The organism is Pseudaquabacterium pictum, assembly GCF_005403045.1.
Classification (GTDB): Bacteria; Pseudomonadota; Gammaproteobacteria; order Burkholderiales; family Burkholderiaceae_C; genus Pseudaquabacterium; species Pseudaquabacterium pictum.
In genome coordinates this window covers 104,667-130,768 of the sequence record NZ_BJCL01000005.1, presented here as the reverse complement: position 1 = coordinate 130,768, position 26,102 = coordinate 104,667, and the positions used below count along the sequence as shown (strand labels likewise).

At 70.5% G+C, this 26,102-nt stretch carries 26 protein-coding genes and 1 tRNA gene; 10 read left to right on the top strand and 17 right to left on the bottom strand.

The window, feature by feature from the left end; all coding sequences use genetic code 11:
• Nucleotides 1–110: 110 nt before the first annotated feature.
• The gene (locus FFT10_RS11840) at nt 111–1,091 is read left to right on the top strand and encodes a tripartite tricarboxylate transporter substrate binding protein (protein WP_137733029.1); all 981 of its coding nucleotides are present in this window, start codon (nt 111–113) and stop codon (nt 1,089–1,091) included.
• A 70-nt stretch (nt 1,092–1,161) separates the two neighbouring features.
• Here the strand turns inward: FFT10_RS11840 and FFT10_RS11835 are convergent.
• The 4 genes from FFT10_RS11835 to FFT10_RS11820 all read right to left on the bottom strand — a co-directional run bounded on the left by FFT10_RS11835 (nt 1,162) and on the right by FFT10_RS11820 (nt 3,790).
• Nucleotides 1,162–1,236, bottom strand: a tRNA-Val gene (locus FFT10_RS11835).
• Between the two features lie 74 nt (nt 1,237–1,310).
• Nucleotides 1,311–2,021: a DNA polymerase III subunit epsilon gene (gene dnaQ / locus FFT10_RS11830; protein ID WP_137733028.1), complete on the bottom strand. Its 711-nt coding sequence runs from the start codon at nt 2,019–2,021 to the stop codon at nt 1,311–1,313.
• Nucleotides 2,022–2,028: 7 nt separating this feature from the next.
• Complete coding sequence (gene lgt / locus FFT10_RS11825; RefSeq protein ID WP_137733027.1) at nt 2,029–2,835, bottom strand: prolipoprotein diacylglyceryl transferase; 807 nt, start codon at nt 2,833–2,835, stop codon at nt 2,029–2,031.
• A gap of 25 nt (nt 2,836–2,860) precedes the next feature.
• Nucleotides 2,861–3,790 (bottom strand): LysR family transcriptional regulator, encoded by a 930-nt coding sequence (locus tag FFT10_RS11820; RefSeq protein ID WP_137733026.1) that lies wholly within the window; start codon nt 3,788–3,790, stop codon nt 2,861–2,863.
• Between the two features lie 108 nt (nt 3,791–3,898).
• On the opposite strand from FFT10_RS11820, the gene ilvD reads away from it, so the two are divergent.
• Nucleotides 3,899–5,575 carry a dihydroxy-acid dehydratase gene (ilvD, locus tag FFT10_RS11815; RefSeq protein ID WP_137733025.1) on the top strand — a complete coding sequence of 559 codons (1,677 nt, stop codon included), beginning with the start codon at nt 3,899–3,901 and terminating at the stop codon, nt 5,573–5,575.
• Between the two features lie 4 nt (nt 5,576–5,579).
• Here ilvD and FFT10_RS11810 read toward each other — a convergent pair whose 3' ends face one another.
• Entirely contained in the window at nt 5,580–5,861 is a 282-nt protein-coding gene (locus FFT10_RS11810) for a TIGR04438 family Trp-rich protein (RefSeq protein WP_137733024.1), read from the bottom strand.
• Nucleotides 5,862–5,980: 119 nt separating this feature from the next.
• Between FFT10_RS11810 and FFT10_RS11805 the strand changes: the two genes are divergently transcribed.
• Together FFT10_RS11805 and FFT10_RS11800 are read left to right on the top strand one after the other, a co-directional pair.
• Nucleotides 5,981–6,301, top strand: a complete 321-nt coding sequence (locus tag FFT10_RS11805; protein ID WP_137733023.1) for a c-type cytochrome — start codon at nt 5,981–5,983, stop codon at nt 6,299–6,301.
• An 86-nt stretch (nt 6,302–6,387) separates the two neighbouring features.
• The gene (locus tag FFT10_RS11800) at nt 6,388–6,876 is read left to right on the top strand and encodes a 3'-5' exonuclease (RefSeq protein WP_137733022.1); all 489 of its coding nucleotides are present in this window, start codon (nt 6,388–6,390) and stop codon (nt 6,874–6,876) included.
• Nucleotides 6,877–6,891: 15 nt separating this feature from the next.
• Here FFT10_RS11800 and FFT10_RS11795 read toward each other — a convergent pair whose 3' ends face one another.
• Nucleotides 6,892–8,037, bottom strand: a complete 1,146-nt coding sequence (locus FFT10_RS11795; protein WP_137733021.1) for a helix-turn-helix transcriptional regulator — start codon at nt 8,035–8,037, stop codon at nt 6,892–6,894.
• Complete coding sequence (locus FFT10_RS11790) at nt 8,030–9,064, bottom strand: helix-turn-helix transcriptional regulator (protein ID WP_137733020.1); 1,035 nt, start codon at nt 9,062–9,064, stop codon at nt 8,030–8,032. Before FFT10_RS11790 ends, FFT10_RS11795 begins: the two co-directional genes overlap by 8 nt.
• 389 nt (nt 9,065–9,453) lie before the next feature.
• Here FFT10_RS11790 and FFT10_RS11785 point away from each other — a divergent pair, with 389 nt between their 5' ends.
• On the top strand, nt 9,454–10,017 hold the full coding sequence (locus FFT10_RS11785; protein WP_137733019.1) for a PEP-CTERM sorting domain-containing protein: 564 nt from the start codon (nt 9,454–9,456) through the stop codon (nt 10,015–10,017).
• A 41-nt stretch (nt 10,018–10,058) separates the two neighbouring features.
• Here the strand turns inward: FFT10_RS11785 and acs are convergent, their stop codons facing one another.
• Complete coding sequence (acs, locus tag FFT10_RS11780) at nt 10,059–12,038, bottom strand: acetate--CoA ligase (protein WP_137733018.1); 1,980 nt, start codon at nt 12,036–12,038, stop codon at nt 10,059–10,061.
• A 207-nt stretch (nt 12,039–12,245) separates the two neighbouring features.
• Between acs and FFT10_RS11775 the strand changes: the two genes are divergently transcribed.
• On the top strand, nt 12,246–12,887 hold the full coding sequence (locus tag FFT10_RS11775; RefSeq protein ID WP_137733017.1) for a TIGR00645 family protein: 642 nt from the start codon (nt 12,246–12,248) through the stop codon (nt 12,885–12,887).
• Between the two features lie 2 nt (nt 12,888–12,889).
• The gene (locus tag FFT10_RS11770; RefSeq protein ID WP_137733016.1) at nt 12,890–13,972 is read left to right on the top strand and encodes a calcium/sodium antiporter; all 1,083 of its coding nucleotides are present in this window, start codon (nt 12,890–12,892) and stop codon (nt 13,970–13,972) included.
• A 16-nt stretch (nt 13,973–13,988) separates the two neighbouring features.
• On the opposite strand, the gene FFT10_RS11765 is transcribed toward FFT10_RS11770, so the two are convergent.
• From FFT10_RS11765 to FFT10_RS11735, 7 genes are read right to left on the bottom strand one after another with little or no spacing between them, the layout of a single operon-like run.
• On the bottom strand, nt 13,989–14,552 hold the full coding sequence (locus tag FFT10_RS11765) for a DUF2062 domain-containing protein (protein ID WP_162854857.1): 564 nt from the start codon (nt 14,550–14,552) through the stop codon (nt 13,989–13,991).
• Nucleotides 14,553–14,569: 17 nt separating this feature from the next.
• Complete coding sequence (locus FFT10_RS11760; protein WP_174246098.1) at nt 14,570–14,923, bottom strand: Na+/H+ antiporter subunit G; 354 nt, start codon at nt 14,921–14,923, stop codon at nt 14,570–14,572.
• A 5-nt stretch (nt 14,924–14,928) separates the two neighbouring features.
• Nucleotides 14,929–15,201, bottom strand: a complete 273-nt coding sequence (locus FFT10_RS11755) for a K+/H+ antiporter subunit F (RefSeq protein ID WP_137733015.1) — start codon at nt 15,199–15,201, stop codon at nt 14,929–14,931.
• Nucleotides 15,198–15,692 carry a Na+/H+ antiporter subunit E gene (locus tag FFT10_RS11750; RefSeq protein ID WP_137733014.1) on the bottom strand — a complete coding sequence of 165 codons (495 nt, stop codon included), beginning with the start codon at nt 15,690–15,692 and terminating at the stop codon, nt 15,198–15,200. The genes FFT10_RS11755 and FFT10_RS11750 overlap by 4 nt, the downstream gene beginning before the upstream one ends.
• On the bottom strand, nt 15,689–17,338 hold the full coding sequence (locus FFT10_RS11745; RefSeq protein WP_137733013.1) for a monovalent cation/H+ antiporter subunit D: 1,650 nt from the start codon (nt 17,336–17,338) through the stop codon (nt 15,689–15,691). The genes FFT10_RS11750 and FFT10_RS11745 overlap by 4 nt, the downstream gene beginning before the upstream one ends.
• Nucleotides 17,335–17,718: a Na+/H+ antiporter subunit C gene (locus tag FFT10_RS11740; protein WP_228027088.1), complete on the bottom strand. Its 384-nt coding sequence runs from the start codon at nt 17,716–17,718 to the stop codon at nt 17,335–17,337. The genes FFT10_RS11745 and FFT10_RS11740 overlap by 4 nt, the downstream gene beginning before the upstream one ends.
• Nucleotides 17,719–17,723: 5 nt before the next feature.
• A complete protein-coding gene (locus FFT10_RS11735) occupies nt 17,724–20,549 on the bottom strand; it encodes a monovalent cation/H+ antiporter subunit A (protein ID WP_137733011.1) in 2,826 nt (941 codons plus the stop codon).
• Nucleotides 20,550–20,699: 150 nt separating this feature from the next.
• On the opposite strand from FFT10_RS11735, the gene FFT10_RS11730 reads away from it, so the two are divergent.
• The 3 genes from FFT10_RS11730 to FFT10_RS11720 all read left to right on the top strand — a co-directional run bounded on the left by FFT10_RS11730 (nt 20,700) and on the right by FFT10_RS11720 (nt 23,791).
• Nucleotides 20,700–22,235: a fumarate hydratase gene (locus FFT10_RS11730; protein ID WP_137733010.1), complete on the top strand. Its 1,536-nt coding sequence runs from the start codon at nt 20,700–20,702 to the stop codon at nt 22,233–22,235.
• A gap of 151 nt (nt 22,236–22,386) precedes the next feature.
• Nucleotides 22,387–22,731 carry a hypothetical protein gene (locus FFT10_RS11725; RefSeq protein WP_137733009.1) on the top strand — a complete coding sequence of 115 codons (345 nt, stop codon included), beginning with the start codon at nt 22,387–22,389 and terminating at the stop codon, nt 22,729–22,731.
• Entirely contained in the window at nt 22,715–23,791 is a 1,077-nt protein-coding gene (locus FFT10_RS11720; RefSeq protein ID WP_162520778.1) for a radical SAM protein, read from the top strand. The genes FFT10_RS11725 and FFT10_RS11720 overlap by 17 nt, the downstream gene beginning before the upstream one ends.
• 7 nt (nt 23,792–23,798) lie before the next feature.
• Here FFT10_RS11720 and FFT10_RS11715 read toward each other — a convergent pair whose 3' ends face one another.
• Entirely contained in the window at nt 23,799–25,118 is a 1,320-nt protein-coding gene (locus FFT10_RS11715) for a mechanosensitive ion channel family protein (RefSeq protein WP_137733007.1), read from the bottom strand.
• Nucleotides 25,119–25,145: 27 nt separating this feature from the next.
• A complete protein-coding gene (locus FFT10_RS11710; RefSeq protein WP_137733006.1) occupies nt 25,146–26,081 on the bottom strand; it encodes a histone deacetylase family protein in 936 nt (311 codons plus the stop codon).
• Nucleotides 26,082–26,102 lie beyond the last annotated feature (21 nt).

Sequence of the window (26,102 nt, the reverse complement as noted above, 5' to 3'; positions counted from 1 at the left end):
AATGCATTCGACTCATCATATCGGCTCCAACAATGCATTGGACGTTGGATGATCGGACTTCTACAGTCGCCCACCGATCCCCCCTCTGCCACCCGACTGAAGGAACTCCCATGAAGAACGTCCGACGCTCGCTGACCCTGCTCGCCGGTCTGCTGCTCGGTGCCGCCGCCGCCCTGGCGCAGGGCGGGCCCGCCAAGCCCGTCAACCTGATGGTCCCGTACCCGGCGGGCGGGCCCTCGGACGCGATCGCCCGCATCTTCTTCCAGCCGCTCGGGCGGGAACTGGGGCAGCAGGTGCTGGTGGAGAACCTCGGCGGCGTCAGCGGCGCCCTGGCAGCGCAGAAGGTGCTGGCGGCCGCGGCCGATGGCCAAACCATCTTCCAGGGGTCGCCCAACGAGGTGATCCTGTCGCCGCTGGCCAATGCCGCGGTGAAGCTCAAGACCGAGGACTTCCGGCTGGTCCACCCGGTCGCAGACGCGGTGATGGTCTTCGTGACCCGCAAGGACCTGCCCGCCGGCAACGTGGATGAGCTGATCGCGCTGGCGCGCAAGTCGGCGGACCGGCCGCTGACCTACGGCAGCGTGGGCGTGGGCTCGCTCTACCACCTGATCCTGGAGAACGTGCAGGCGCAGACCGGCATCAAGCTGGCGCATGTGCCGTACAAGGGCAATGCCCCGCTGCTGCAGGACATCGCGGGCGGCCAGGTCGACTTTGCCGTGCTGGTGTACAGCGCCGCCATGGGCGCGCTGGCCGACCAGGGGCGGCTGAAGGTCATCGGGCAACTCGGTGCGCAGCGTTCGGAACTGCTGAAGAACCTGCCGACGGCCAGCGAGAGCCAGGCGCTGAAGAACCTCTCCTACAAGATCTGGACCGGCTTCATGGTGCCCAGAAGCACACCGGAGGATGTCGTCGTTCGCCTGCATGCGGCCATCGGCAAGACGCTGCAGGATCCGGCGGTGCGCACGCAGCTGGCAGCGCAGACGCAAGTGGCCGCCGCGCCGATGACGCTGGCCGAATCAGCGCGGTTCTTCGATGCCGAGACCGCGCGCTACCGCGCCATCGCGAGGCAGATCAACCTGCAACCGCAGTGAGCGGGGCCTGAGAGGCCGGCGGCCAGAAGACAAAAGCCCCGCAAGTCGATGACTTGCGGGGCTTTGCATCTGGTGGGCGGTGCAGGGTTCGAACCTGCGACCCCTGCCGTGTGAAGGCAGTGCTCTACCGCTGAGCTAACCGCCCGGGAATCTGGGGGAAGACATCCCGGCTGCCGCCGTTGGTCTACGGCGACAAGCCCGCGATTATGCCACAGATTTTCAGGCTGCCAATGTGCGCCAGACGGTCTTGCCGCCGCTGGCCTTGTCCAGATCGGCCAGCACCGCCGCGTGGGCCGCGATGTCGTCGGCATCGGGCGCGATCACCGGCAGGCTGAAGCTGGCCAGGTCCAGCTGCGGCACCGCCAGCGTCTGGCCGGGGCGGGCCTCGTCGGCCTGGATGACCAGCGAATCCTGGCCGCGGGTCAGGCGGATGTAGACCTCGGCGAGCAGGCCGGCGTCCAGCAGCGCGCCGTGGAAGGTGCGGTGGGTGTTGTCAACCTCCAGCCGCTTGCACAGCGCGTCCAGGCTGTTGGCCTTGCCGGGGAACAGTTCGCGGGCCATCAGCAGGGTGTCGGTCACCCTGGCGGCCACGGTGTGGAACGGCTGCCGGCCCAGGCGCTTCAGCTCGGCGTTGAGGAAGCCGACGTCGAAGGCAGCGTTGTGGATCACCACGTCGGCGCCCTGCAGGAAACCCAGGATGTCGTCGGCCACCTCGGCGAACTTCGGCTTGTCGGCCAGGAAGGCGTCGGTCAGGCCGTGGATCCTGATGGCCTCCTCGTTGCCCTTGCGCTCGGGGTTGAGGTAGACATGGCGGGTCTCGCCGGTGAGGCGGCGGTTCACCATCTCGATGCAGCCGATCTCGACGATGCGGTCGCCGCTCTCGGGGTTCAGGCCGGTGGTTTCGGTGTCGAGGAAGATCTGTCGGCTCATGGTGGTCTCAACGCAAGGTCTGGCCCTGGCGCCCCGCCCAGGCCCACAGTGCCGCGCCGGCGGCGATCATCGGCAGGCACAGCCACTGGCCCATGCTCAGGCCCAGCGCCAGCGGTCCCAGGAAGCTGTCGGGCTCGCGGAAGTATTCGGCGATGAAGCGCAGCACGCCATAGCCGACCAGGAAGGCACCGGACACCTGGCCCGTGGCGCGCGGCCGGCGTGCATAGAGCCACAGCAGCACGAACAGCAGCAGCCCCTCCAGCAGGAACTGGTAGAGCTGCGACGGGTGGCGCGCCACATCGGTGCCCGACTGCGGGAACACCATCGCCCAGGGCAGGCTGGGGTCGGCCGGGCGGCCCCACAGCTCGCCGTTGATGAAGTTGCCGATGCGGCCGCTGGCCAGGCCGGTGGGCACGCAGGGGGCGATCAGGTCGGTCACCTCCAGCCAGCGGCGGCCGCGGCTGCGGGCATACAGCACCATCGCGACGATCACGCCCAGCATGCCGCCGTGGAAGGACATGCCGCCCTTCCACACCATCAGGATCTCCAGCGGATTGGCCAGGTACTGGCCGGGCTTGTAGAACAGCGCATAGCCGATGCGCCCGCCCAGCACCACGCCCAGCACACCCCAGAACAGCAGGTCTTCCACATCGCGCCGGCTCCAGCCGGCATTGGCGTACCAGGGCTGGCGGGCGCGCGCGGCGGCCAGCGCCATGAACAGGCCGAAGGCGACCAGGTAGGTCAGGCCGTACCAGTGGATCTGCACCGGACCCAGGGACAGGGCCACCGGGTCGAACTGGGGATGCTGCAGCATCGTGGGAAGCGTCCTGTGGAAGGCGTCAGGTGCCGGGGTCGGCGGCGGAGCGGGCCATTGTCGCCGCGCCGGCCGGCGCCCCCTGCACATGCGCCACGAAGCGCTGCACCACCGGCGGGCCCTGCTCGCGCCAGACCAGGCTGGTCTGGCAGCGCAGCGGCGCGTCGGCCACCGCGCGGTAGACCACCCCCGGGCGCTGCAGCCGCGTCACCGCCTCGGGCACCCAGGCCAGGCCCATGCCGGCCGACACCAGGTTGACGATGGTCTGCATCTGGATCGCCTCCTGGGCGATCTGCGGCGTGGCGCCGCGGGCGCGGTAGGCGGCCAGCAGCGCGTCGTAGAGCGACGGCGCGATCTGCCGCGGAAAGATCACCAGCGGCTCGGCCGCCACATCGGCCAGGTGCAGCACCGGCCGCGCGGCCGCCGGGTGGCTGGCCGGCAGCGCCATCACCAGCGGCTCGGTCAGCGCCGGCCAGGCGGCAAAGCCCGGCGGCACCGCGCCGAGTGCATGCAGCAGGAAGCCGGCGTCGATCTCGTCGGCGTCGAAGGCGGCCAGCTGCACGTCCAGCGTGGCCTCGCGCAGCTGCAGCACCACGTCGGGGTGCGCTTCGCGGAAGCTGCGCAGCCATTCGGGCAGCGGGCCGTAGGCCACGCTGGACACGAAGGCCAGCCGCAGCTGCCCGGCCAGGCCGGCGGCGGCGGCCTGGGCCACCTGCGGCAGCGCCTCGGCCGCCGCCAGCAGGCGGCGCACCGCCGGCAGCAGCGCCAGCCCGGCGGGCGTGAGCGCCACGCTGCGCCGGGTGCGGACGAACAGCGGCACGCCCAGTTGCCGCTCCAGCCCCTGGATGGCCTGGGTCAGCGGCGGCTGGGTCATGTGCAGGCGGGCGGCGGCGCGGCCGAAGTGCAGTTCCTCGGCCAGCGCGGTGAACTGGCGCCACAGCCGCAACTCGATCATTGATACGCTCCACCCACAGTTTGCATGTCGACAAATAGATTGGACGATACATGCAACCGGCGATTAACCTCGCGGCCTTCGCCGAACCACCGTGCCAGGAGACTCCCCATGAGCAGCAATCGCCGCAGCAAGAACATCACCGAAGGCGTGGCCCGCGCGCCCAACCGCAGCATGTACTACGCCATGGGCTACACCGAGGGCGACTTCGGCAAGCCGATGATCGGCGTGGCCAACGGCCACAGCACCATCACCCCCTGCAACAGCGGCCTGCAGCGCCTGGCCGATGCGGCGGTGATCGGCCTGAAGGAAGCCGGCGCCAACCCGCAGATCTTCGGCACGCCCACCATCTCCGACGGCATGGCCATGGGCACCGAGGGCATGAAGTACAGCCTGGTCTCGCGTGAGGTGATTTCCGACTGCGTGGAAACCTGCGTCGGCGGCCAGTGGATGGACGGCGTGCTGGTGATCGGCGGCTGCGACAAGAACATGCCCGGCGGCATGATGGGCATGCTGCGCGCCAACGTGCCGGCCATCTATGTCTACGGCGGCACCATCCTGCCGGGCAAGTACAAGGGCCAGGACCTGAACATCGTCAGCGTGTTCGAGGCGGTGGGCCAGTTCTCCGCCGGCAACATGAGCGAGGAAGACTTCTGCCAGATCGAGCGCCGGGCCATCCCGGGCAGCGGCAGCTGTGGCGGCATGTACACCGCCAACACCATGAGCTCGGCCTTCGAGGCGCTGGGCCTGAGCCTGCCCTACGCCAGCACCATGGCCAATGTCGAGGACGAGATCGTCACCATGGTGCGCACGGCCGCCACCACGCTGGTGGAGGCGGTCAAGGCCGACCTGAAGCCGCGCGACATCGTCACCAAGAAGGCCATCGAGAACACGGTGGCAGTGATCATGGCCACCGGCGGCAGCACCAACGCGGTGCTGCACTTCCTGGCCATCGCCCATGCGGCCGAGGTCGAATGGACCATCGACGACTTCGAACGCGTGCGCCGCAAGACGCCGGTGCTGTGTGACCTGAAGCCCAGCGGCCAGTACCTGGCCATCGACCTGCACCATGCCGGCGGCATCCCCGCGGTGATGAAGGAACTGCTGGACGCCGGCCTGCTGCATGGCGACTGCATGACCATCACCGGCAAGACCGTGGCCGAGAACCTGGCCGACGTGCCGCCGGTGGCCGCCGACAACAAGGTGATCCGCAAGGTCAGCAACCCGCTGTATGCCGAAGGCCACCTCGCCATCCTGAAGGGCAACCTGTCGCCCGAAGGCTGCGTGGCCAAGATCACGGGTCTCAAGAACCCGGTGATCACCGGCCCGGCGCGGGTGTTCGACGACGAGCAATCGGCGCTGGCGGCCATCATGGCCAAGAAAATCGTCGCCGGCGACGTGATGGTGCTGCGCTACCTGGGCCCCAAGGGCGGCCCGGGCATGCCGGAGATGCTGGCGCCCACCGGCGCGCTGATCGGCCAGGGCCTGGGCGAGAGCGTGGGCCTGATCACCGACGGCCGCTTCTCCGGCGGCACCTGGGGCATGGTGGTGGGCCATGTGGCGCCCGAGGCCGCCGAGGGCGGGCTGATCGCGCTGATCCAGGAAGGCGATGCCATCACCATCGACGCGCACCGGCTGCTGCTGCAGCTGAACGTCGACGATGCCGAGATCGCCCGCCGCCGTGCGCTGTGGAAGAAGCCGGCGCCGCGCTACACCCGCGGCGTGCTGGCGAAGTTCGCCCACAACGCCAGCAGCGCCAGCTCGGGCGCCGTGCTCGACAAGTTCTGAGCGCTCAGTTGTCGGCGCGGTTGGACCGCTCGGGCTTGGCCGGGCGGCCGGCCGACGGCGGGCGCATGCCCAACGACTCGAACTGCGCCTCGCGGCGCTGGGCGGCACGGGCATCTTCCCGCGCCATCGCCTGGCGCTGGGTGATGCCGGTCATGTCGGCCACCTTCCACCAGACCGCCGCCAGCGCAAACGGCGCCAGCACCAGCCACCACGACCAGCCGGCCACGAAGCCGACACCGGCCAGCTTCAGCCCCGACAGCACCACCCCCACCACCACGAGCCACATGCCTTGGTCCCCTTGCGCGGCCCGGGGTTGCAGCGGGTGGCTGTCAACCGGTGCGGGCTAAACTGCATTGAAGACACTGTAGTGCAGCCGCTCCCGGCTGTGGCCCCTGAAAGGACTCCATGAAGACCCCCTTCGCGCTTGCCGCTGCCGCCCTGGGCATGCTGCTGGCCGTGCCCGCCCAGGCCAGCATGGAACTGGCCCAGAAGAAGAGCTGCATGGCCTGCCATGCCGCCGACAAGAAGCTGGTCGGCCCGTCCTACAAGGATGTCGCCGCCAAATACGCCGGCCAGAAGGACGCCGTCGCCCAGCTGGCCGAGCGCATCCAGAAGGGCAGCGTGCCGGGCAAGGGCAACTGGGGCGCGATCCCGATGCCGGCCAACCCGCAGGTCAGCGCCGACGAAGCGAAGCAGCTCGCCACCTGGGTGCTGTCGATCAAGTGAGCTGAGCACCCGCTCCCGCTCGAGCCCGCCACTGCGCGGGCTTTTGTTTGCCTGGGTCGGGCCGCGCTGGGTTATCGTGCGGTCCGATGCAGGATGCCCAGCGTTGCGTGCTCGACATCGAGGCCTCGGGCTTCGGTCGGCACAGCTACCCCATCGAGATCGGTTATGTGCGCGAGGATGGCCAGGCCTGGTGCAGCCTCGTGCGCCCGGCCGACGACTGGCAGCACTGGGACGAGCAGGCCGAGCGGGTGCACGGCATCGCCCGACCGGTGCTGCTGCAGCACGGCCGCGCGGTGGCCGAGGTGGCCCGCCGCCTGAATGCCGATCTGGCCGGCCGCACCGTCTACTGCGACGGCTGGGCCCATGACTACGCCTGGCTGGGCCTGTTGTTCGAGGAAGCCGGCCTGGTGCCGCGCTTCAAGCTGGAATCGGTGAACCGCCTGCTCGACGACGCCCGCCTGGCCCGGCTGGACGCCGAGCGCCAGCAGGCCTTTGCCGCGCTGGGCATCGGCCGGCACCGCGCCAGCAGCGACGCCCGCGCGCTGCAGTGGGCGCTGGAGCGGCTGGCGGCCTGAGCCTGCGCCGGCCGCTCAGGCGCCGGTCGCGCCCCACAGCAGGTGGCCGTCGTGCAGGCGGCGCACCAGGTCATCGCCACGGTTGGCGCCCACCCGCTGCATCACGCTGAACAAGTGCGAACGGACCGTCGCCACCGCCGTGCCGCTGGCAGCCGCCATCTGCGCCACGGTGTGGCCCTGTGCCAGGCCGGTGGCCACGCGCGCCTGGGTGGGCGTCAGGTCCAGCAGGCTGGACAGCGCATAGGGGTCGAAGGCCGGTACCTGCTGCGGATCAAACAGGGTCACCAGCACCATCGCCTGGGCACCGAAGGCGCCGGCGCTCAACTGCGGCTGCAGCAGCGACAGGTGCAGCCACAGCGGCTGGGCGGCGCCGGCCGGGCGGTGCTGCAGCACCTGCCGGCTGCCATGCGGCTGGCCGCGCAGCTGGTGCACGGCCGCCAGCAGCGCCGTCTCCAGCCGGCCGGCGGTGGCCACCAGGTGCGGGCCGCGCTGGGCGAGCAGCCGCGCCTGCTGCGCCTCGGCCCGTGCAGCCGCATTGGCGTCGTGGACGAAGCGGTCGGTGTCGATCAGCCACATCGGCTGGGCGAAGGTGTGCAGCAGCTGGTGGCCGGCCAGCACCTGCGCCTGCGCACGGCGCAGCCGCTCGTAGGCGCGCAGCGCCTCGTCGAGGTGGCCGCCGAGGCGGTCCAGCTCGGCGCGCTCGTCGGTGTCCAGCGGCCCGCGGTCGGGCGCCAGCTCCAGGGCGAACAGGCAGGCCTGGTCCGGCGCCGGTGCGTGGGTGCGGCCAGACACATAGCGGCAGCCATAGGCCGGCAGGAAGTGCTGGTAGAACGGATCGCCCGCCACGAACTGCTCGTCGAGGTGTTCGTGGTCGTGGTACCAGCCGCCGTGCGGCACCAGGCGGCCCTCCAGCAGGCTGGCCTTGCGCGTATCCAGCTGGTGGAACTGGCGCAGGTACTGCAGAACGCCGTCCTCCAGGTCCGGCGCGCCGCCGGACTCGATGGCCAGCACACGGTGGTTGGCCAGGTCGAAGCGCTGCACCACGGCCATCCGCGCCCGGAAGTGCCTGGCCACCGGATCCAGCGCATCCACCCAGCTCGCCTCCCCGGTGGCTGCCGCCCACACACCGCGCACCAGCGCGTCCACTGCTGCCTCACGCATCCACGGCTCCCTCTGCTTGCATGTCGCGCCACATCCAACCGCCCTGCACCAGCAGACGCACCGCATCCAGCTTGCGGTCCACGCCCAGCTTGGCCATCACCGCGTCGAGATGGCTGCGCACGGTGCTGGGCGCCACATCCAGCAAGATGGCGATCTCGCGCACGGTGCAGCCCTGGGCCAGCCAGACGGCCACCCGGGACTCCGCCGGGGTGAAGCCGAAGGTGCCCGCCAGCGCGGGGGCGGACAGCGTGATGGTGCCTGCACCTGACTTGCTGGCGCTGCCGGCATCCGGATCGAACAGGATGGCCAGCAGCACCGGATCGTCGGCGGTTGCATCCAGGCGGCGGATCAGCCAGCGCGCCCGCGCCGCCTGTGCGCCGGCCCCACTGCTGGCATCCACGCCTGCCAGCGTGGCCATGACCGGCCGTCTCGCGTCAGACGCCAGCGCCTGCAGCCGCGCCGCATCGACAGCCTGCTGCTCGGCAGGCGTCGGCAGCAGCAGCGCCGGCCCGGCGGACTGCAGCCAGCGCGGCGGGACGCGAGGCTGCCGGGCCGCGGCATTGGCGCCGGCGATGCAGCCGTCCCCCCGCAGCAGCCAGGCCGGGTGCGGCAGCGTGTCCAGCAGCAGCTGGCCCAGTTGCGCCCGCGCCGGCAGCTGCCGCAGCCGGGCGTCGGCCCGCAGTGCGTCGTTCAGATGCGGCGCTAGGCGGTCGAGCCAGGTGCGGGTGGTGGTGTCCGGCGCCTGGTGGCCTGACCAGCTGATCTGCAGCGCGACGGCCGCACCCGCCTGCGGCCGAAGTTGCAGCCGGGCAATGTGCCCGGGCGTGCCGGCCGCCGGGCCATGGGCCCAGCGTGGGTCGGGATCGGCCATTCGGCCCGCCGTGGCAGACGCCGGCGCCTGCTGAACCTCCAGGGCGGCAGCGCCCAGCCCGTCGCGCAGGGCCGCCAGCGCGCCGTCCCACAGCGCCGCACCGGTGGCAGCGAGGTACAGGCTCCGCACGGTGGCATCGAAATCGGGAACGGGCATCGGCGAGCGTCGGTGAACACGGGGCAGATCGCCCAGTCCATGGCGGTGCCGCAGCCCGGAGGCGACACGCCAGGAATCGAAGTCACTCAAATTGTGCCGAGTTGCCGGCGCACACGGGCCCGGTCGGCCATGCCGGAAACCGCGGGCACGCAGCCCCGCCCCCGAATCTGGGGGGTATTTGACGGTGCGACGGCGTCAGCCTGACGCGGTGCCCAGAACCTCAGCCCCCCAGTTGCGGGGTGCTCCACAACATGCAGGAGGCCAGACGTACCCCACGCCGCCAGGATCTGTCGTCAGCTCGGATGCCCAACGCAATGACCGACCGGAGCCGGGTCGTTGGCGATCCAGGCCCGCCGCCCAGACCCCAACAGCCAAGGAAGGACACCGCCATGTCCCTGCAGAGCACCACATCCCGCGCACTGGCTGCGGCCACGTTGGCACTGTCGACCAGCGCAGCGCTGGCCGACGTGAATCTCCTGGGCGACACGCTGTCGTTCCTGCGGGCCTATCCAAACACCGCGACCCAATACCTGGCGCCGATCCCCGACACGGTGGTGGCCGCAGGAACCAGCGATCAGGTGAGCTGGGTCGTCAACAGCGGCACCCTGAGTGTCACGACCTTCAACCCCGAAGCGTACGAAATCCAACTGACTGCCAATGTCACATCTGGATACATCGGGTCTGGCAGCCGATTCGATGGCTACGTGATCTCCGGGTTCGATCACGACATCCAATCCTTCACGCTGAACCACGCCACGGGGTTTGGCGTGTCGATCTCGCTGCCGGACGCACGTTCGATGGCCATCAACCTGGACGGCACCAGCAGCGGCACCCTCACCATCGGCATCGCCTTGGCGCAACCGGTGCCGGAGCCCGCCAGCATAGTGATGCTGGCCGCAGGGCTGGGCCTGATCGGGGTGGCAGCCCGTCGGCGCAGCGCTGCTGCCGGCTGAGGCACAGGCCGTTTCAGCTGCGGGCCTGCGCCCGCCCTGGGTCAGAGGTTCTCGCCCAACTGGTCCAGGATCGCCGGGTTCTCCAGCGTGCTGGTGTCCTGCGTGATCGCCTCGCCCTTGGCCAGTGAACGCAGCAGGCGGCGCATGATCTTGCCGCTGCGGGTCTTGGGCAGGTTGTCGCCGAAGCGGATGTCCTTGGGCTTGGCGATCGGGCCGATCTCCTTGCCCACCCAGTCGCGCAGCTGCTTGGCGATGGCCTTGGCCTCATCGCCGGTGGGGCGCGGGCGCTTCAGCACCACGAAGGCGCAGATCGCCTCGCCGGTGGTGTCGTCGGGCCGGCCCACCACCGCGGCCTCGGCCACCAGCTCGGTGCAGCTGACCAGGGCGCTCTCGATCTCCATCGTGCCCATGCGGTGGCCGCTGACGTTCAGCACGTCGTCGATGCGGCCGGTGATGGTGAAGTAGCCGGTCTTGGCGTCGCGGATCGCGCCGTCGCCCGCCAGGTAGTACTGGCCCTTGAAGTCGTCGGGGTAGTAGCTCTTCTTGAAGCGCTCGGGGTCGCCCCAGATGGTGCGGATCATGCTGGGCCACGGCTTCTTGACGACCAGGATGCCGCCCTGGCCGTTGGGCACGTCCTTGCCGGTCTCGTCGACCACCGCGGCCTGGATGCCCGGGAAGGGCAACGTGCACGAGCCCGGCACCAGCGGCGTGGCGCCCGGCAGCGGCGTGATCATGTGGCCGCCGGTCTCGGTCTGCCAGAAGGTGTCGACGATGGGACAGCGGCCGCCGCCCACATGCAGGTGGTACCACTCCCAGGCGGCCGGGTTGATCGGCTCGCCGACCGAGCCCAGGATGCGCAGGCTGGACAGGTCGTAGCTCTTGGGGTGCACCTTGTCGTTGGCTTCGGCGGCCTTGATCAGGCTGCGGATGGCCGTGGGCGCGGTGTAGAAGATGCTGACCTTGTGGTCCTGGATCATCTTCCAGAAGCGGCCGGCATCCGGGTAGGTGGGCACGCCCTCGAAGACGATCTCGGTGCCGCCCAGGGCCAGCGGGCCGTAGGTGATGTAGGTGTGGCCGGTCACCCAGCCGATGTCGGCGGTGCACCAGAACACGTCGTCGGGCTTCAGGTCGAACGTGAGCTTGGTGGTCAGCGCCGCATGCAGCAGGTAGCCGCCGGTGCTGTGCTGCACACCCTTGGGCTTGCCGGTCGAGCCGCTGGTGTACAGCAGGAACAGCGGGTGCTCGGCGCCCACCCACTCGGGCTCGCAGGTGGTGGGCTGGCGGTCGGCCACGTCGGCCATCCACTGGTCGCGGCCGGCGGTCATCGCGATGTCGGCGCCGCTGCGCTTGACCACCAGCACGTTCTTCACCGAGCCGCAGCCCGGCATGGCCAGGGCCTCGTCGACGATGCTCTTCAGCGGCAGCTGCTTGCCGCCGCGCACCTGGTGGTCGGCGGTGATCACCGCCACGGCGCCGGTGTCCTCGATGCGGTCGCGCAGGCTCTGGGCGCTGAAGCCGCCGAACACCACCGAGTGGGTGGCGCCGATGCGGGCGCAGGCCTGCATGGCGGCCACGCCGTCGATCGACATGCTGATGTAGATGATGACCCGGTCGCCCTTCTGCACGCCCAGGCTGCGCAGGCCGTTGGCGATCTGGCAGGTGCGGGCCAGCAGCTGGCTGTAGGTGGTGCGGGTGACTTCGCCGCCGTCGGCCTCGAAGATGATGGCGGTCTTGTCGCCCAGGCCGCGCTCGACATTGCGGTCCAGGCAGTTGACGCTGGCGTTCAGCGTGCCGTCGGCAAACCACTTGAAGAACGGCGCATTGCTGTCGTCCAGCACCTGGGTGAAGGGCGTCTTCCAGGTCAGCAGCTCGCGGGCATGGCGGGCCCAGTAGCCTGCGTAGTCGGCCTCGGCCTCTGCGCACAAGGCGTCATAGGCAGCCATGCCTTGCACATGGGCGCCGGCCATGGCGGCGGCCGAGGGCAGGTAGGTCTTGAGCTCGGTCGGGCCTTCAGCGGTCATTGTCGTCTCCTGGTGTCTGGCGGTGGAACGGCGGCTTGCCGGATGGCAGCGTCCTGGGCAGCACCTTAGGCAGAGGGGCTGACGAACGCCTGACTCCGCCACCGGTGCGCGCGGTCGCCGATGATGCAGCGCAAGCGCCGTGCCGGCCAGCCCGTCACAGGCAGCCACCTAGAATCTCCGGGAAATCCCCGAAGCCGGCGTCACACCATGGCACAGCACCCCCAGACCTCCAACACCAGCATGTCGCCACTGCCACGCCTGATCTTCGCCAGCCGCTGGCTGCAGCTGCCGCTCTACATCGGGCTGATCCTGGCCCAGGGCGTCTATGTCTGGCAGTTCTGGCTGGAGCTGGTGCACCTGATCGAGGCCGCCTTCGGCAACCAGGATGCGCTGGCCACGCTGGTCACCAGCACCGGCTACCAGGCCGCGCCGATCTTCGGGCCCGACGGCAAGATCACCGGCTACCAGCCGATCAAGGCGCTGAACGAGACCATCATCATGCTGGTGGTGCTGGCGCTGATCGACGTGGTGATGATCAGCAACCTGCTGATCATGGTGATCATCGGCGGCTACGAGACCTTCGTCTCCCGCCTGCGGCTCGACGGCCACCCCGACCAGCCCGAGTGGCTGGACCATGTGAACGCCTCGGTGCTGAAGGTCAAGCTGGCCACCGCCATCATCGGCATCAGCTCCATCCACCTGCTCAAGACCTTCATCAACGCCGCCAACTACACCGAGAAGGTGCTGCTCTGGCAGACGATCATCCACGTCGCCTTCCTGTTCTCGGCGCTGGCCATCGCGCTGGCCGACCGGATCATGCATCCGGCCGCCCAGCCGGGCTCGCACTGACCATGCTGGTCACCGCCGGCCTGTTCATCGCCGGCCTGGTGGGCCTGGTGGCCGGGGCTGAATTGCTGGTGCGCGGTGCCTCCAAGCTGGCGCTGTCGTTCGGCCTGTCGCCGTTGGTGGTGGGCCTCACGGTGGTGGCCTTCGGCACCAGCGCACCCGAGGTGGCGGTGTCGGTGGGCGCCGCCCTGCAGGGCCAGGCCGACCTGGCGGTGGGCAACGTGGTGGGCAGCAACATCTTCAACGTGCTGTTCATCCTGGGTGTGGCGGCGCTGATCACGCCGCTGGTGGTCGACCGCCAGCTGATCCGCCAGGAGGTGCCGATCATGATCGGCGTCTCGGTGCTGCTGCTGGTGATGGCGCTGGACGGCCGGCTGGGCCTGGGCGACGCGGCCCTGCTGCTCGCGCTGCAGGTGGGCTACACCGTGTTCCTGGTGCGCCAGTCGCGGGCGCAGACGGCGCAGGCCGCAGCGCAGACCGACGACTTGCCCGCCGCCGCTGCACCGCAGGACTGGGACGCCAAGCTGCCGGCGCAGTTCGTGCTGATCGTCGGCGGCCTGGTGCTGCTGGTGGCCGGCTCGCAGGCGCTGCTGACCGCCGCCGTCACGGTCGCGAAGTCGCTGGGTGTCAGCGACCTCGTCATCGGCCTGACCATCGTCGCGGCCGGCACCTCGCTGCCCGAGGTGGCCACCTCGGTGATGGCGGCCATCCGTGGCCAGCGCGACATCGCCGTGGGCAATGTGGTGGGCAGCAACGTGTTCAACATCCTGGGCTGCCTGGGCCTGGCCGGCCTGGCCTCGGGCAGCGGCCTGCCGGTGCCGCCGGCGGCCATGGCCTTCGACCTGTGGGTGATGGTGGCCGTGGCCCTGGCCTGCCTGCCGGTGTTCGTCAGCGGCCGCGAGATCGCCCGCTGGGAGGGTGGCCTGTTCGTGGCGTACTACGCCGCCTATGTGACCTGGCTGGTGCTGCAGGCCCAGCAGCACAGCGCCGCACAGCCGTTCTCGGCAGCGATGCTGGGCTTCGTGGCGCCGCTGACAGTGGTGACGCTGATGGTGGTGCTGATCAAGCCGGCCGCCACCCGGCGCTGACGGCGCCGGACAGCCCTCAGCGGGCCGCCGCCCGCGTGCGCCGCCAGCGCTTGAAGCGCACCTGGGCGCGCCAGCCCAGGTGCACCAGCAGGTAGACCAGCAGCCCGAAGCCGCAGGCGAAGATCGCCAGCCCCAGCACCAGCGGCTTGCCCACCCGCTGCAGGCTGGCCCAGGTGCGCTGCAGCCAGTTGCCGCTGGCCTCGGCGGGCGGGGGTTCGGCCTGCGCACGACCGGGTGCCGGCCCGGCCTCGCCCAGGATCGCGCCGCCCACCTTCCAGGCGGCGTAGTACACCGGCGGAAAGGTGATCGGGTTGGTCACCAGCGTGCTGGCCACGGCGGTGGGCACATTGGCGCGCAGCGCGACGGCGAAGGCGGCCGACACAGGGATCTGCGCCAGCGGGATCAGGAAACCGAAGAACACCCCGATGGCGGCGCCCAGCGCGATGCCGCGCCGGCTCATGTGCCACAGGCGCGGGTGGTGCAGCGCCGGGCCCAGCCAGCGCAGCCAGCGGTTCTGCGCCAGGGTGTCGGGTTCGGGCAGCAGGCGGCGCAGCCGCGCCTTGATCGCCGTCCAGGGCATCGGATGCAGCCGGTCGGTCAGCGCGGCGGCGGCGCCGGGTCGGCATCCACCGGCGCGGCACCGGCCCGCGAGGCCAGGCCCAGATGGATGGCGGCCTTGGCCATCAGGCTGGCCGACACCGGCGCGGTGACGAACAGGAACAGCGTGATCATCAGTTCGGGCGCGCCGGTCTGACCGCGCCACCAGGCCGCCACCATGCTGGCCAGCAGCAGGCCACCCACGCCCAGCGTGGTGGCCTTGGTGGGCGCATGCAGGCGCATGAAGAAATCCGGGAAGCGCAGCAGCCCCACCGATCCCACCAGCGCAAACAGACCGCCCACCAGCAGCAGCATCGACAGCCCGATTTCCAGCCACAAGGGCAGGTCGTGCATCGCCATCACTCCACCACGTCGCCACGGGTGACGAAGCGCGCCACCGCCACGGTGGACACGAAACCCAGCATCGCGATGATCAGCGCCGCCTCGAACAGCAGGCCGGTCTGCCAGCGCAGGCCCAGCAGCACCACCAGCGCCACCGCATTGATGGCCAGGGTGTCCAGCGCCAGCAGCCGGTCCGGCAGGGACGGCCCGGCCAGCAGGCGCCAGCCACACAGCAGCATGGCCAGGGCCACCGCACCGGTGGCCAGGTCGAGGGCGTATCCGAGGATCATGGTTCGAAGATCTCCCGCAGCGGCTGTTCGTAGCGTTGCTTCATCTGCTGCGCCATGGCGGCCGGATCGGCACCATCGAGCGCATGCACCAGGATCTGCCGGCCGGCCAGGTCGACCACACAGGACACCGTGCCCGGCGTGGTGGTGATGATGGTGGCAAACAGCGACACCGCCACCGGGTGCTGGATGTCCAGCGGCACCGGCACCCACAGCGGCTGCGGCCGGGCGCCGGGCAGCAGCACCAGCTTCGCCACGGCGATGTTGGAGACCAGGATGTCCCACAGCACCAGGCCGATCAGCCGCAGCACGGTGCCCCAGGCGTGCACCTGCGCCGCCGGGCCGAGGAAGCCGTGCAGCAGCCGCGGCAGGCCCCAGGCCAGCAGCGCGGCGGTGATCAGCTGCGGCGGCGACAGGCTCTGATTGAGCAGCAGCCAGCTGGCCGCCACCAGGGCCGACAGCAGCGGACGGGGCCAGACGCCGGTCGGCTTCATCGGCTGGCTCCCGCAGCAGGCGGTATTGCGGCGGACGGTCGCTCACCGGTGTAGGGCCGCACCGTCACCGCCCGCTCGCCGCCCAGCTCGGGCAGCACCGCGCGGGCATACGCCGCGCGGTCGGTCAGCTGCCGCGCAGTGGCATCGGTGTAGCGGGTGACCGGCGCGGCGGCCAGGCTCAGCAGCACGCTGGCGGCCACCAGCGCCACCGTGGCCCCCACCATGCGCGGGCTGCCGCCGGCGGTGGTGGCCGGCAGGTCGGGCCGCACATGCCAGAACAGCACGCTGCCGGCCCGCGCCAGGCCCAGCAGCGTGAGGAAGCCCACGCCCAGCACCACCACCCACAGCGCCACCGCGGCGCCCTGCCCCCAGGCCGCCTGCAGCAGCATCACCTTGCCGATGAAGCCCGGCAGCGGAGGCAGGCCGGCCGCGCTGGCTGCTGCCAGCAGCAGCAACCCGCCCAGCAGCACCGGCTGTGCCACCGCAGACGCCGGCTCCAGCCGGCCACCGGCTTCGCCCCGCTGCGCCGCCACCAGCTCGGCCAGCAGGAACAGCCCGGCCACCACCAGCGTGCTGTTGAGCAGGTAGAACAGGCCGGCCGACCACGCGGCCACGCCATGCAGCCCCAGCGCCGCCAGGATGGTGCCCACCGAGGCCACCGTCAGCCAGGCCACCAGCCGCGGCAAGGTGTGCGACGCCAGCGCACCCAGCACCGCCACCACGCTGCCGGCCAGCGCCAGCGGCAGCAGCACCGGCTGGGCCACCAGGGCGGCCGAATCGCCCGGCCCGGCCGGCGTGAAATCACCGAACACCACGCCGTGCACCCGCAGGATGGCGTAGACGCCGACCTTGGTCATGATCGCGAACAGCGCGGCCACCGGCGGGCTGGCCGCGGCATAGGTGGCCGGCAGCCACAGCGACAGCGGCGCCAGCGCCGCCTTGAAGCCGAACACCACCAGCAGCAGCAGCGCCGCAGCCTTCAGGATGGCGGCATCGGGCCCCAGCACCTGCGGCACCCGCAGCGCCAGATCGGCGAAGTTCAGCGTGCCGGTCAGGGCGTAGACCATGGCCACGCCGATCAGGAACAGCGCCGACGCACAGAGGTTCAGCACCACGTAGTGCAGGCCGGTGCGCAGCCGCTCGGCACCGCCGCCGTGCAGCATCAGCACATAGCTGGCGATCAGCAGCACCTCGAAGAACACGAACAGGTTGAACAGATCGCCGGTGACGAAGGCACCGTTCAGGCCCATCAGCTGGAACTGGAACAGCGCATGGAAGTAGCGGCCGTGCTGGTCCCAGCCGCCGCTGGCATAGACCAGGACCGGCAGCGCCACCACGCTGGTCAGCACCAGCATCAGCGCCGACAGCCGGTCGACCACCAGCACGATGCCGAACGGCGCCGGCCAGTCGCCCAGCCGGTAGACCGCCAGCGCGCCGGTGTCGGCCTGGCGCAGCAGCAGCACGGCCAGGCCCAGGCCCAGGGCTGTGGACAGCAGGGCCAGCCGGCGCGCCCACAGCAGACGGCGGTGGCCATGGCCACCCACGCCGCTGCCACCACCGCCATCGCCCAGCAGCAAGAGCAGCATGGCGGTGGCGGCCGGCAGCAGCACCGGCAGCACGGGCAGGTGCTGGGCGAGCCCGGTCACTTGGGCGCCTCCGGCGGCTGGCCGGGCTCGCGCCCATCAGAACGAGACGGGTGGCCGGGCTCGCGCCCGTCCACGTGGTCACTGCCGTTCTCGGCCCGGCTGCGCAGCGCCAGCTCGATCACGAAGCCGGTGGTGGCGAAGCCGATCACGATGGCGGTCAGCACCAGGGCCTGGGGCAGCGGGTCGGCGATGGCGCGCCCGTCCTGGCCCAGGATGGGCGGCGCGTTCTGCCACAGCCGGCCCATCACGAAGATGAACACGTTGACCGCATAGCCCAGCAGGCCCAAGCCCAGCACCACCGGAAAGCTGCGCCCGTGCAGCAGCAGCCAGATGCCGCAGGCGGTGACGAAGCCGATGCCGGTGGCGAAGAGGAATTCCATCGAGATCATGGTCGCTGCCCTTCCTTGCTGGCGGCGCCCAGCACCGACAGCGTGAGCAGCGTCGACGCCACCACGGTGATGTAGACCCCCAGGTCGAACAGCGCCGCGGTGGCCAGCGGCAGTTCGCCCAGCAGTGGCACCACCGGGTGGCCGAAGGCGCTGGTGAGGAACGGTCGGCCGAAGACGAAGGCGCCGATGCCGGTCAGCCAGGCGATGCCCAGCCCGATGCCCACGGCCTGCACGAAGCGCTGGCCGCCGGCCGCGTGCAGCAGGGCCTCGGCCCGCTGCTGGCCCATGGCCATGAACTGCAGCACCAGCGCCACCGCCGTCAGCAGCCCGGCGATGAAGCCACCGCCCGGCAGGTTGTGGCCGCGCCAGAAGATGTAGAGGCTGACCACGATGGCCAGCGGCAGCACCAGGCGGGCGGCGGTCTGCAGCAGCAGCGGCGGCGGGGCAAAGCCCCAGGGCCGGCCGTCGGCGTCGGCCGTGGGCCGGCGCACCCGCCAGCGGTCCATCAGCGCCAGCACGCCCAGCGCGGCGATGCCCAGCACGGTGATCTCGCCGAAGGTGTCGTAGCCACGGAAGTCGACCAGGATCACGTTGACGGTGTTGGTGCCGCCGCCCTCGGAGACCGACTTGTCGAGGAAGAACCAGCTGATCGAATCATGGCCGCGGGTCATCAGCAGCCAGCTCAGCCAGGCCATGCCGGCGCCGCCACCGATGGCCAGCGTGGCATCGCGCCAGCGGCGCAGCGCGCTCGATTCCCGCGGTGTGGTCGGCGGCAGCAGGGCCAGGCCCATCAGCAGCAGCACGGTGGACACCACCTCCACCGACAGCTGGGTCAGCGCCAGATCGGGCGCCGACAGGCCGACGAAGGCCAGCGAGGTGACCAGGCCGACCACCCCCACCAGCACCACCGCCCGCAGCCGCTGGTGGTGGCCCAGCACCAGCGCGCCGCCGGCGGCCAGCAGCAGCAACCAGGCCGCCACCGCCGGCAGCGTGGCCGGCAACAGCGGGCGGGTGCCGGTGGCCGGCGCGCTGTCTTGCCCGGTGGTGAAGGCCCAGATGGCCAGCAGCAGCGCGAAGCCCAGCGTCCAGGCCAGATGGCGCTGCAGCGACTGGATCTCCAGCCGGGCCGTGAGACGCCCTGCCAGGCTGAACAGGCCGTCGATCGCCCGGGTGAACAGCAGCCGGCCGGTGAACCCGCGCGGGTGGTGCAGGTGCAGGTGGAAGCGGCGCTGCAGCGCCCAGTACATCGCCACGCCGCCCACCAGGGCCACCGCGCTCATGCCCAGCGGCAGGTTGAAGCCGTGCCAGATGGCCAGGGTGTAGGCCGGCGGCGCCGTGCCAAGGACTGCAGTGGCGGCCAGGTGCACCATCGGCCCGTAGGTGGCCGCCGGCAGCAGGCCCACCACCAGGCACAGCACCACCAGCAGGCCCACCGGCGCCTTCATCATCCAGGGCGGCTCATGCGGATGCGGCTTGGGCAGGTTGACCGGCGGACCGTTGAAGAACACGTCGTGGATGAAGCGCAGCGAATAGGCCATCGAGAAGATGCCGCCCAGCGTGGCGGCCACCGGCACCAGCAGGCCGAAGGCGAAATTGGCCTGGCCCGCCACCGCCTCGGTGAAGAACATCTCCTTGGACAGGAAGCCGTTGAACAGCGGCACGCCGGCCATGGACGCCGCCGCCACCATCGCCAGCGTGGCCGTCCAGGGCATGAACTTCAGCAGGCCGCCCAGGCGGCGCATGTCCCGCGTGCCGGTCTCGTGGTCGATGATGCCGGCCGTCATGAACAGCGCGGCCTTGAAGGTGGCGTGGTTGAGGATGTGGAACACCGCCGCCACCTCGGCCAGCGGGGTGTCCAGCCCGATCAGGAACACGATCAGCCCCAGGTGGCTGATGGTGGAATAGGCCAGCAGGCCCTTCAGGTCGTGCTTGAACACCGCCACATAGGCGCCAAACACCATGGTGGCCAGGCCCACGGTGGCCACCACGCCCTCGAACAGCGCGGTGCCGCCCAGCACCGGGTACAGCCGCAGCAGCAGGAAGATGCCGGCCTTGACCATGGTGGCCGAGTGCAGGTAGGCCGACACCGGCGTGGGCGCGGCCATGGCCTCGGGCAGCCAGAAGTGGAACGGCCACTGCGCGCTCTTGGTGAAGCAGCCCACCAGGATCAGGCCCAGCGCCACCGGGTACAGCGCATGGGCCTGCACCTGGGCGCCACGCTGCAGCAGCACCGACAGCTCGTAGCTGCCGCCGATGTGGCCCAGCACCAGCACGCCAGCCAGCATGACCAGGCCGCCGCCGCCGGTGACGGCCAGCGCCATGCGGGCGCCGGCGCGGGCTTCGGCCTTGTGGCCCCAGTAGCCCACCAGCAGGAAGGACGAGATGCTGGTCAGCTCCCAGAACACCACCAGCAGCAACAGGTTGTCCGACAGCGCAATGCCCAGCATCGCTGCCATGAACAGCATCAGCAGGCTGTAGAACTTGCCCGCCGGATCATCGTCATGCAGGTACCAGGCGGCATACAGGATGATCAGCAGACCGATGCCGGTGATCAGCAGCGCGAACATCAGCGCCAGGCCGTCCAGCCGCAGGCCCAGGTTCAGGCCCAGGGCTGGCAGCCACTCGGCCTGCGCCAGCAGCACCTGGCCGCCGAACACCGCGCCGGCCTGGCCGAGCAGCAGCGCCAGCGCCGCGCCGGTGACGGCGGCCGCCAGCCAGGCCGTGGCGCGCCGCGCGGCCGGCGTGCCGGCGCGGCCCGCGGCCCAGCACAGCGTGGTGCCCAGCAGCAGCGGCAGCAGGACGACGAGGGCGAGCGGGCTCATGCAGGCGGTGTTGTTCGTGTTCTGAGAGCGCGGGCTGCGGCGCGCGCCAGTGTAGAAGCCCGGTCGGACATGTCAGGCCACCGCCTGGGTGTGCGTTCTACACTGCAAAGTTCCCTTGTTGACCACGGCGCCACGCCGGCGCTCTCTGCCATGAGCCTCAACACCACCACCATCCGCCAAGCCGACCTGATCGAGAGCGTGGCCGCCGCGCTGCAGTACATCAGCTACTACCACCCGGCCGATTTCATCGCCCACCTGGCACGGGCCTACGCGCGTGAGCAGAGCCCGGCGGCCAAGGATGCGATCGCTCAGATCCTGACCAACTCCAAGATGTGCGCCACCGGCCACCGGCCGATCTGCCAGGACACCGGCATCATCAACGTGTTCCTGAAGATCGGCATGGACGTGCGCTGGGAGGGCTTCAACGGCAGCATCGAGGATGTGGTGAACCAGGGCGTGCGCCAGGGCTACCTGAACCCCGACAACGTGCTGCGCGCCAGCGTGCTGGACGATCCGATCTTCGCCCGCAAGAACACCAAGGACAACACGCCGGCCGTCATCCACATGACGGTGGTTCCGGGCAACACGGTGGACGTGACCGTGGCCGCCAAGGGCGGCGGCAGCGAGAACAAGAGCAAGATGCAGATGCTCAACCCCAGCGACAGCATCGTCGACTGGGTGCTCAAGACGGTGCCGACGATGGGCGCCGGCTGGTGCCCGCCGGGCATGCTGGGCATCGGCGTGGGCGGCACCGCCGAGAAGGCCGTGCTGCTGGCCAAGGAAGCGCTGATGGACGACATCGACATGTACGAGCTGCTGGCGCGCGGCCCGTCGAACAAGCTGGAAGAACTGCGCATCGAGCTGTACGAGAAGGTCAACGCGCTGGGCATCGGCGCGCAGGGCCTGGGCGGCCTGACCACGGTGCTGGACGTCAAGATCAAGACCTACCCCACCCACGCCGCCAGCCTGCCAGTGGCGATGATCCCCAACTGCGCGGCCACCCGCCATGCCCACTTCGTGCTGGACGGCAGCGGCCCGGTCTACCTCGACCCGCCCAGCCTGGACCTGTGGCCCGACGTGACCTGGGCACCCGACTACAACAAGAGCCGCCAGGTCGACCTGAACACCCTGACCCCTGCCGAGGTGGCCAGCTGGAAGCCGGGCGACACCCTGCTGCTCAGCGGCAAGATGCTGACCGGGCGCGATGCCGCGCACAAGCGCATCCAGGACATGCTGGCCAAGGGCGAGCCGCTGCCGGTGGACTTCACCAACCGCGTCATCTACTACGTCGGCCCGGTCGATCCGGTGCGCGACGAGGTGGTGGGCCCGGCCGGCCCCACCACCGCCACCCGCATGGACAAGTTCACCGAGATGATGCTGGCGAAGACCGGGCTGATCGCGATGATCGGCAAGAGCGAGCGTGGCCCGGTGGCCATCGAGGCCATCCGCAAGCACCAGAGCGCCTACCTGATGGCCGTGGGCGGCGCGGCCTACCTGGTGGCCAAGGCCATCAAGGGCGCCAAGGTGCTGGGCTTTGCCGACCTGGGCATGGAGGCCATCTACGAGTTCGACGTGAAGGACATGCCGGTCACCGTGGCGGTGGACAGCCAGGGCACCAGCGTGCACGACACCGGCCCGAAGGAATGGAAGGCGAAGATCGCCGGCATCCCGGTGGTGGCGGGCTGAACCTCCGCTTGAAGAGGGACCGGCGCGCCGTTCCCTCGCCCGCGCGGTGGATGGCCACCGCGGGTGCGCTCCCTAAGCTGCAGCCAGGCTTTGTGCCGCCCAACCGGGCCGGTGCAGGGCCTGCACCCTGCAACCCGAAGGAGAGCGCACCATGGCAACTGCCAACCCCCCGGCCAAGGATCTGGCCAAGCGTCTGTCGACCCGCCTGGCCAGCTACAAGCTGACCGATGCCGCCATCACCCGGCTGACCGATCGGCTGCTGATCGACGGCCTGGTGATGCACCGCTGGAACCCCTGCGCGGTGGGCATCTGCATCGACTACTTCACCGACAAGACGCCCGACCTGGACATGTTCCGCAAGCGCGGCGTGGCCGGGCTGGAGGTGTTCCCCTACGGCATCATCGACTGGGACCGCTGGCATGTGCGCGTCGGCTTCGAGGTCGACGAGCTGCAGGGCAAGGTCATCAACCAGGTGGCCCGTGGCGCCGGCTTCTGAGCCGGTGCAGCCCACCCGCTCGGGCTTCCTGCCCGGGCGGGTGGTGCACTTGCACCCCACGCTGACCTGCAACCTGGCCTGCGCGCACTGCTATTCCAGCTCGTCGCCGCAGCAGGGGCCCGGGCTGGACGCGGCGACGTGGCGCGCCGCCCTGCCCTGGCTGCGTGCCCAGGGCTACGACCAGGTCAGCCTGTCGGGCGGCGAGCCCCTGGTGCACCCGCAGCTGGGTGAGCTGGTGGCCGCCAGCCAGGATGCCGGCCTGCGCGTCACCCTGATCAGCAACGGCCTGCTGGCCGACGGCCGACACGGCCCGCGGCATGACGCGGTGCTCGACCGTCTGGACGGCATCGCCATCAGCTTCGATGGCCTGGCCCCAGTGCACAACCGGCTGCGTGGCCGCAGCGATGCCTTCGCCCGCGCGAGCGACGCCCTGGCCCGCCAGGCCGACCGTGGCCGGCCGGTGGCGGCAGCGGTGTCGGTCACCCGCGAGGCCCTGCCCGACCTGCCTGAATTGGCCGAGCATCTGGTGGCCCGCGGCGCACGCGCCCTGCAGGTGCGGCCGGTGGCCGCCGCCGGCCGCGCCCAGCAGCTGGAGAGCAACCGCTTCTGCAGCCCGGTCGACTTGCAGCGGCTGTACCTGGTGATGCTGGCCCTGCAGCAGGAACTGGCGCCCGACGTGCTGGTGCAGTGCGACCTGGCACCGGCGCAGCGGCTGTGGCAGCAGCGGGAGGCCTATGCCGCGCTGCTGGCCCGCTGCGCCGACGGTGACGCCCCGCGCCGCCTGTCCGACCTGGTGAACCCGCTGGTCGTGACCGAGACCGGCCGGCTCAAGCCCATCGCCTACGACTTTGACAGCCGCCACGACATCGGCAGCCTGGCCGATGCCGGCGATGCGCTGCTGGCGGCCTACACCGCACATGGCCTGCCGGCGCTGCGTGATCTGGTGGGCTCGGCGCTGGCCAGCCTGCAGCGGCAACCGTCGCCGCTGGTCGACTGGTTCGACCTGCTGGCCCGCCGCAGCGCGGCAGGCCGGATTCCGCTGCTGCCGGTGGCGGCCTGAGGCAGGCTCAGCCAGCCGCCTCGGCCGCCGCGGCGGGGCCGGCCGGTGGCAGGCCGCGCACCACCCGCTGCGGGAACGGGATCTCGATGCCCTCGGCCTGCAGCAGGTTCAGCACCGCCAGGTTGACCTCGCTGCGCACATTGCCCTGGCCGTTCTCGAGGTCGCCGATCCAGAACACCAGGGTCAGCTCCAGCCCGTCGGCAGCGAAGTTGCTCAGCTGCACGGCCGGCGCCGGCACCTTCAGCACCCGCGGCACGGTGACCATGGCCGCCTGCAGCTTCGGCGTGAGCGCCGGCACATCGGTGCCATAGGCCACCTGCACCAGGGTGCTGATGGCCACGTTCGGATCGGCATAGGAGAAGTTCTCCACCCGCTGGGTGATCAGCATCTCGTTGGGCACGATGGACTCGCGCCCGTTGGCCGCCCGGATCAGGGTGTAGCGGGTGGTGATGTCGCTGATGCGGCCCTCGAAGCCATCCACCCGCACCGTGTCGCCGATGCGCAGGCTGCGCTCGGCCAGGATCACGAAGCCCGACACATAGTTGGCCGCCAGCCGCTGCAGACCCAGGCCGATGCCCACGCCCACCGCGCCGCCCATCACCCCCAGCGCGCCCAGCGGAATGCCGGCGGCCGACAGCGCGATCAGCAGGCCCACCAGCAGCAGGATGGCCCGGGTGGCGTTGGCGGCAATCTTGCGCACGCTCAGGTGCATGCTGCTGGCGCGCAGCAGGCGCTGCTCGATGGTGGCCGACAGCCACAGCATCACCAGCAGCACCGCCACCGCGCTGAGCCCGCCCTCGATCAGGCTGCGCAGCGACACCGGCGCACCGCCGATCTTCCAGCTGATGGCCTCCATCTCGGTCAGCAGCACCGGCAGCAGGCCGGTGGTCCACAGCACCGCGGCGATCCACACGCCCCAGCTCAGCGTGCGCTCGAAGGCCCGCACCACGGCCGACGCCGGAAACGCCGCATGCAGCACCCGCACCGAGACGCGGATCAGCGCCAGGCTCAGCAGCACCGGCACCGCCACCTTGAACACCGCCACCGGGATGTGGTCGCGCATCAGCACCCGCGCGGCCACCGCCAGCGCCAGCGCCAGCACTGGGAACAGCGCACCGTCGAAGCCGCGGCGGCCGAACCAGATGCCGCCCTGGGCGGCCTGCGCGGTGTCGACGCCATCCGGGTCGGGCGGGGCGTCCTTCGGCCGCAGCAGCGCACAGATGGCCCAGGCCACGCCCAGACACCCCACCAACAGCCCCAGCTCCAGCAGGGCGGTCGGTCGGGTCAGGGCGGTGATGAGTTCAGGGAAGGAGTCGACGCCGTTCATGCCGCGGCGCACTCCATCGGCAGGGGGCTAGACATCGGCCAGGACCCGCACATGCGCCACGACACTGCGGCCCAGCGCGCTCAGCGCATAGCCGCCCTCCAGGCAGGAGACGATGCGGCCGTTGCAATGGCGGTCGGCCACGTCCTTCAGCCGGCGGGTGATCCACTCGTAGTCGGCCTCCACCAGGCCCAGCTGGCCGAGGTCATCCTCGCGGTGGGCGTCGAAGCCGGCGCTGATGAACAGCATCTGCGGCGCAAACTCCTCCAGCCGCGGCATCCACATCACGTCGATCAGCTCGCGCACCGCCATGCCGCGGGTGTACGGCGGCACCGGCACATTGACCATGTTGGTGCCCATGGGCACGGCGCCGCTGCCCGGGTACAGCGGGTGCTGGAAGAAGCTGGCCATCAGCACCCGCTCGTCGCCGGCAATGATGTCCTCGGTGCCGTTGCCGTGGTGCACGTCGAAATCGATGATCGCCACGCGTTCCAGGCCCAGCACGTCCAGCGCATGGCGGGCGGCGATGGCCACGTTGTTGAAGAAGCAGAAGCCCATGGTCTCGCTGCGCGTGGCATGGTGGCCGGGCGGGCGGATGGCGCAGAAGGCGTTCTCCACCTCGCCGCGCACCACCGCCTCGGTGGCCGCCACGGCCGCGCCGGCCGAGCGCAGCGCGGCGCGCCAGGTGCCGGGGCCGACGACGGTGTCCGGATCCAGGTGGCGCGGTTCGCCGCTGGCCTGCACCTGCTCCATGAATTCACGCAGCTGGGTGACGTAGTTGACCGAGTGGGCGCGCTCCACCTGCTCCAGCGTGGCCAGCGGCGCCTCGCGCTGGTCCAGCGCGATCGACAGCCCCGAGGACAGCAGCTGGTCGGCGATGGCGTCCAGCCGCTGCGGGCACTCGGGGTGGCCATCGCCCATGTCGTGCAAACGGCACTCGGCGTGGCTGTAGTAAGCAGTGGACATCGTTGTCTCGAAATGATTTCC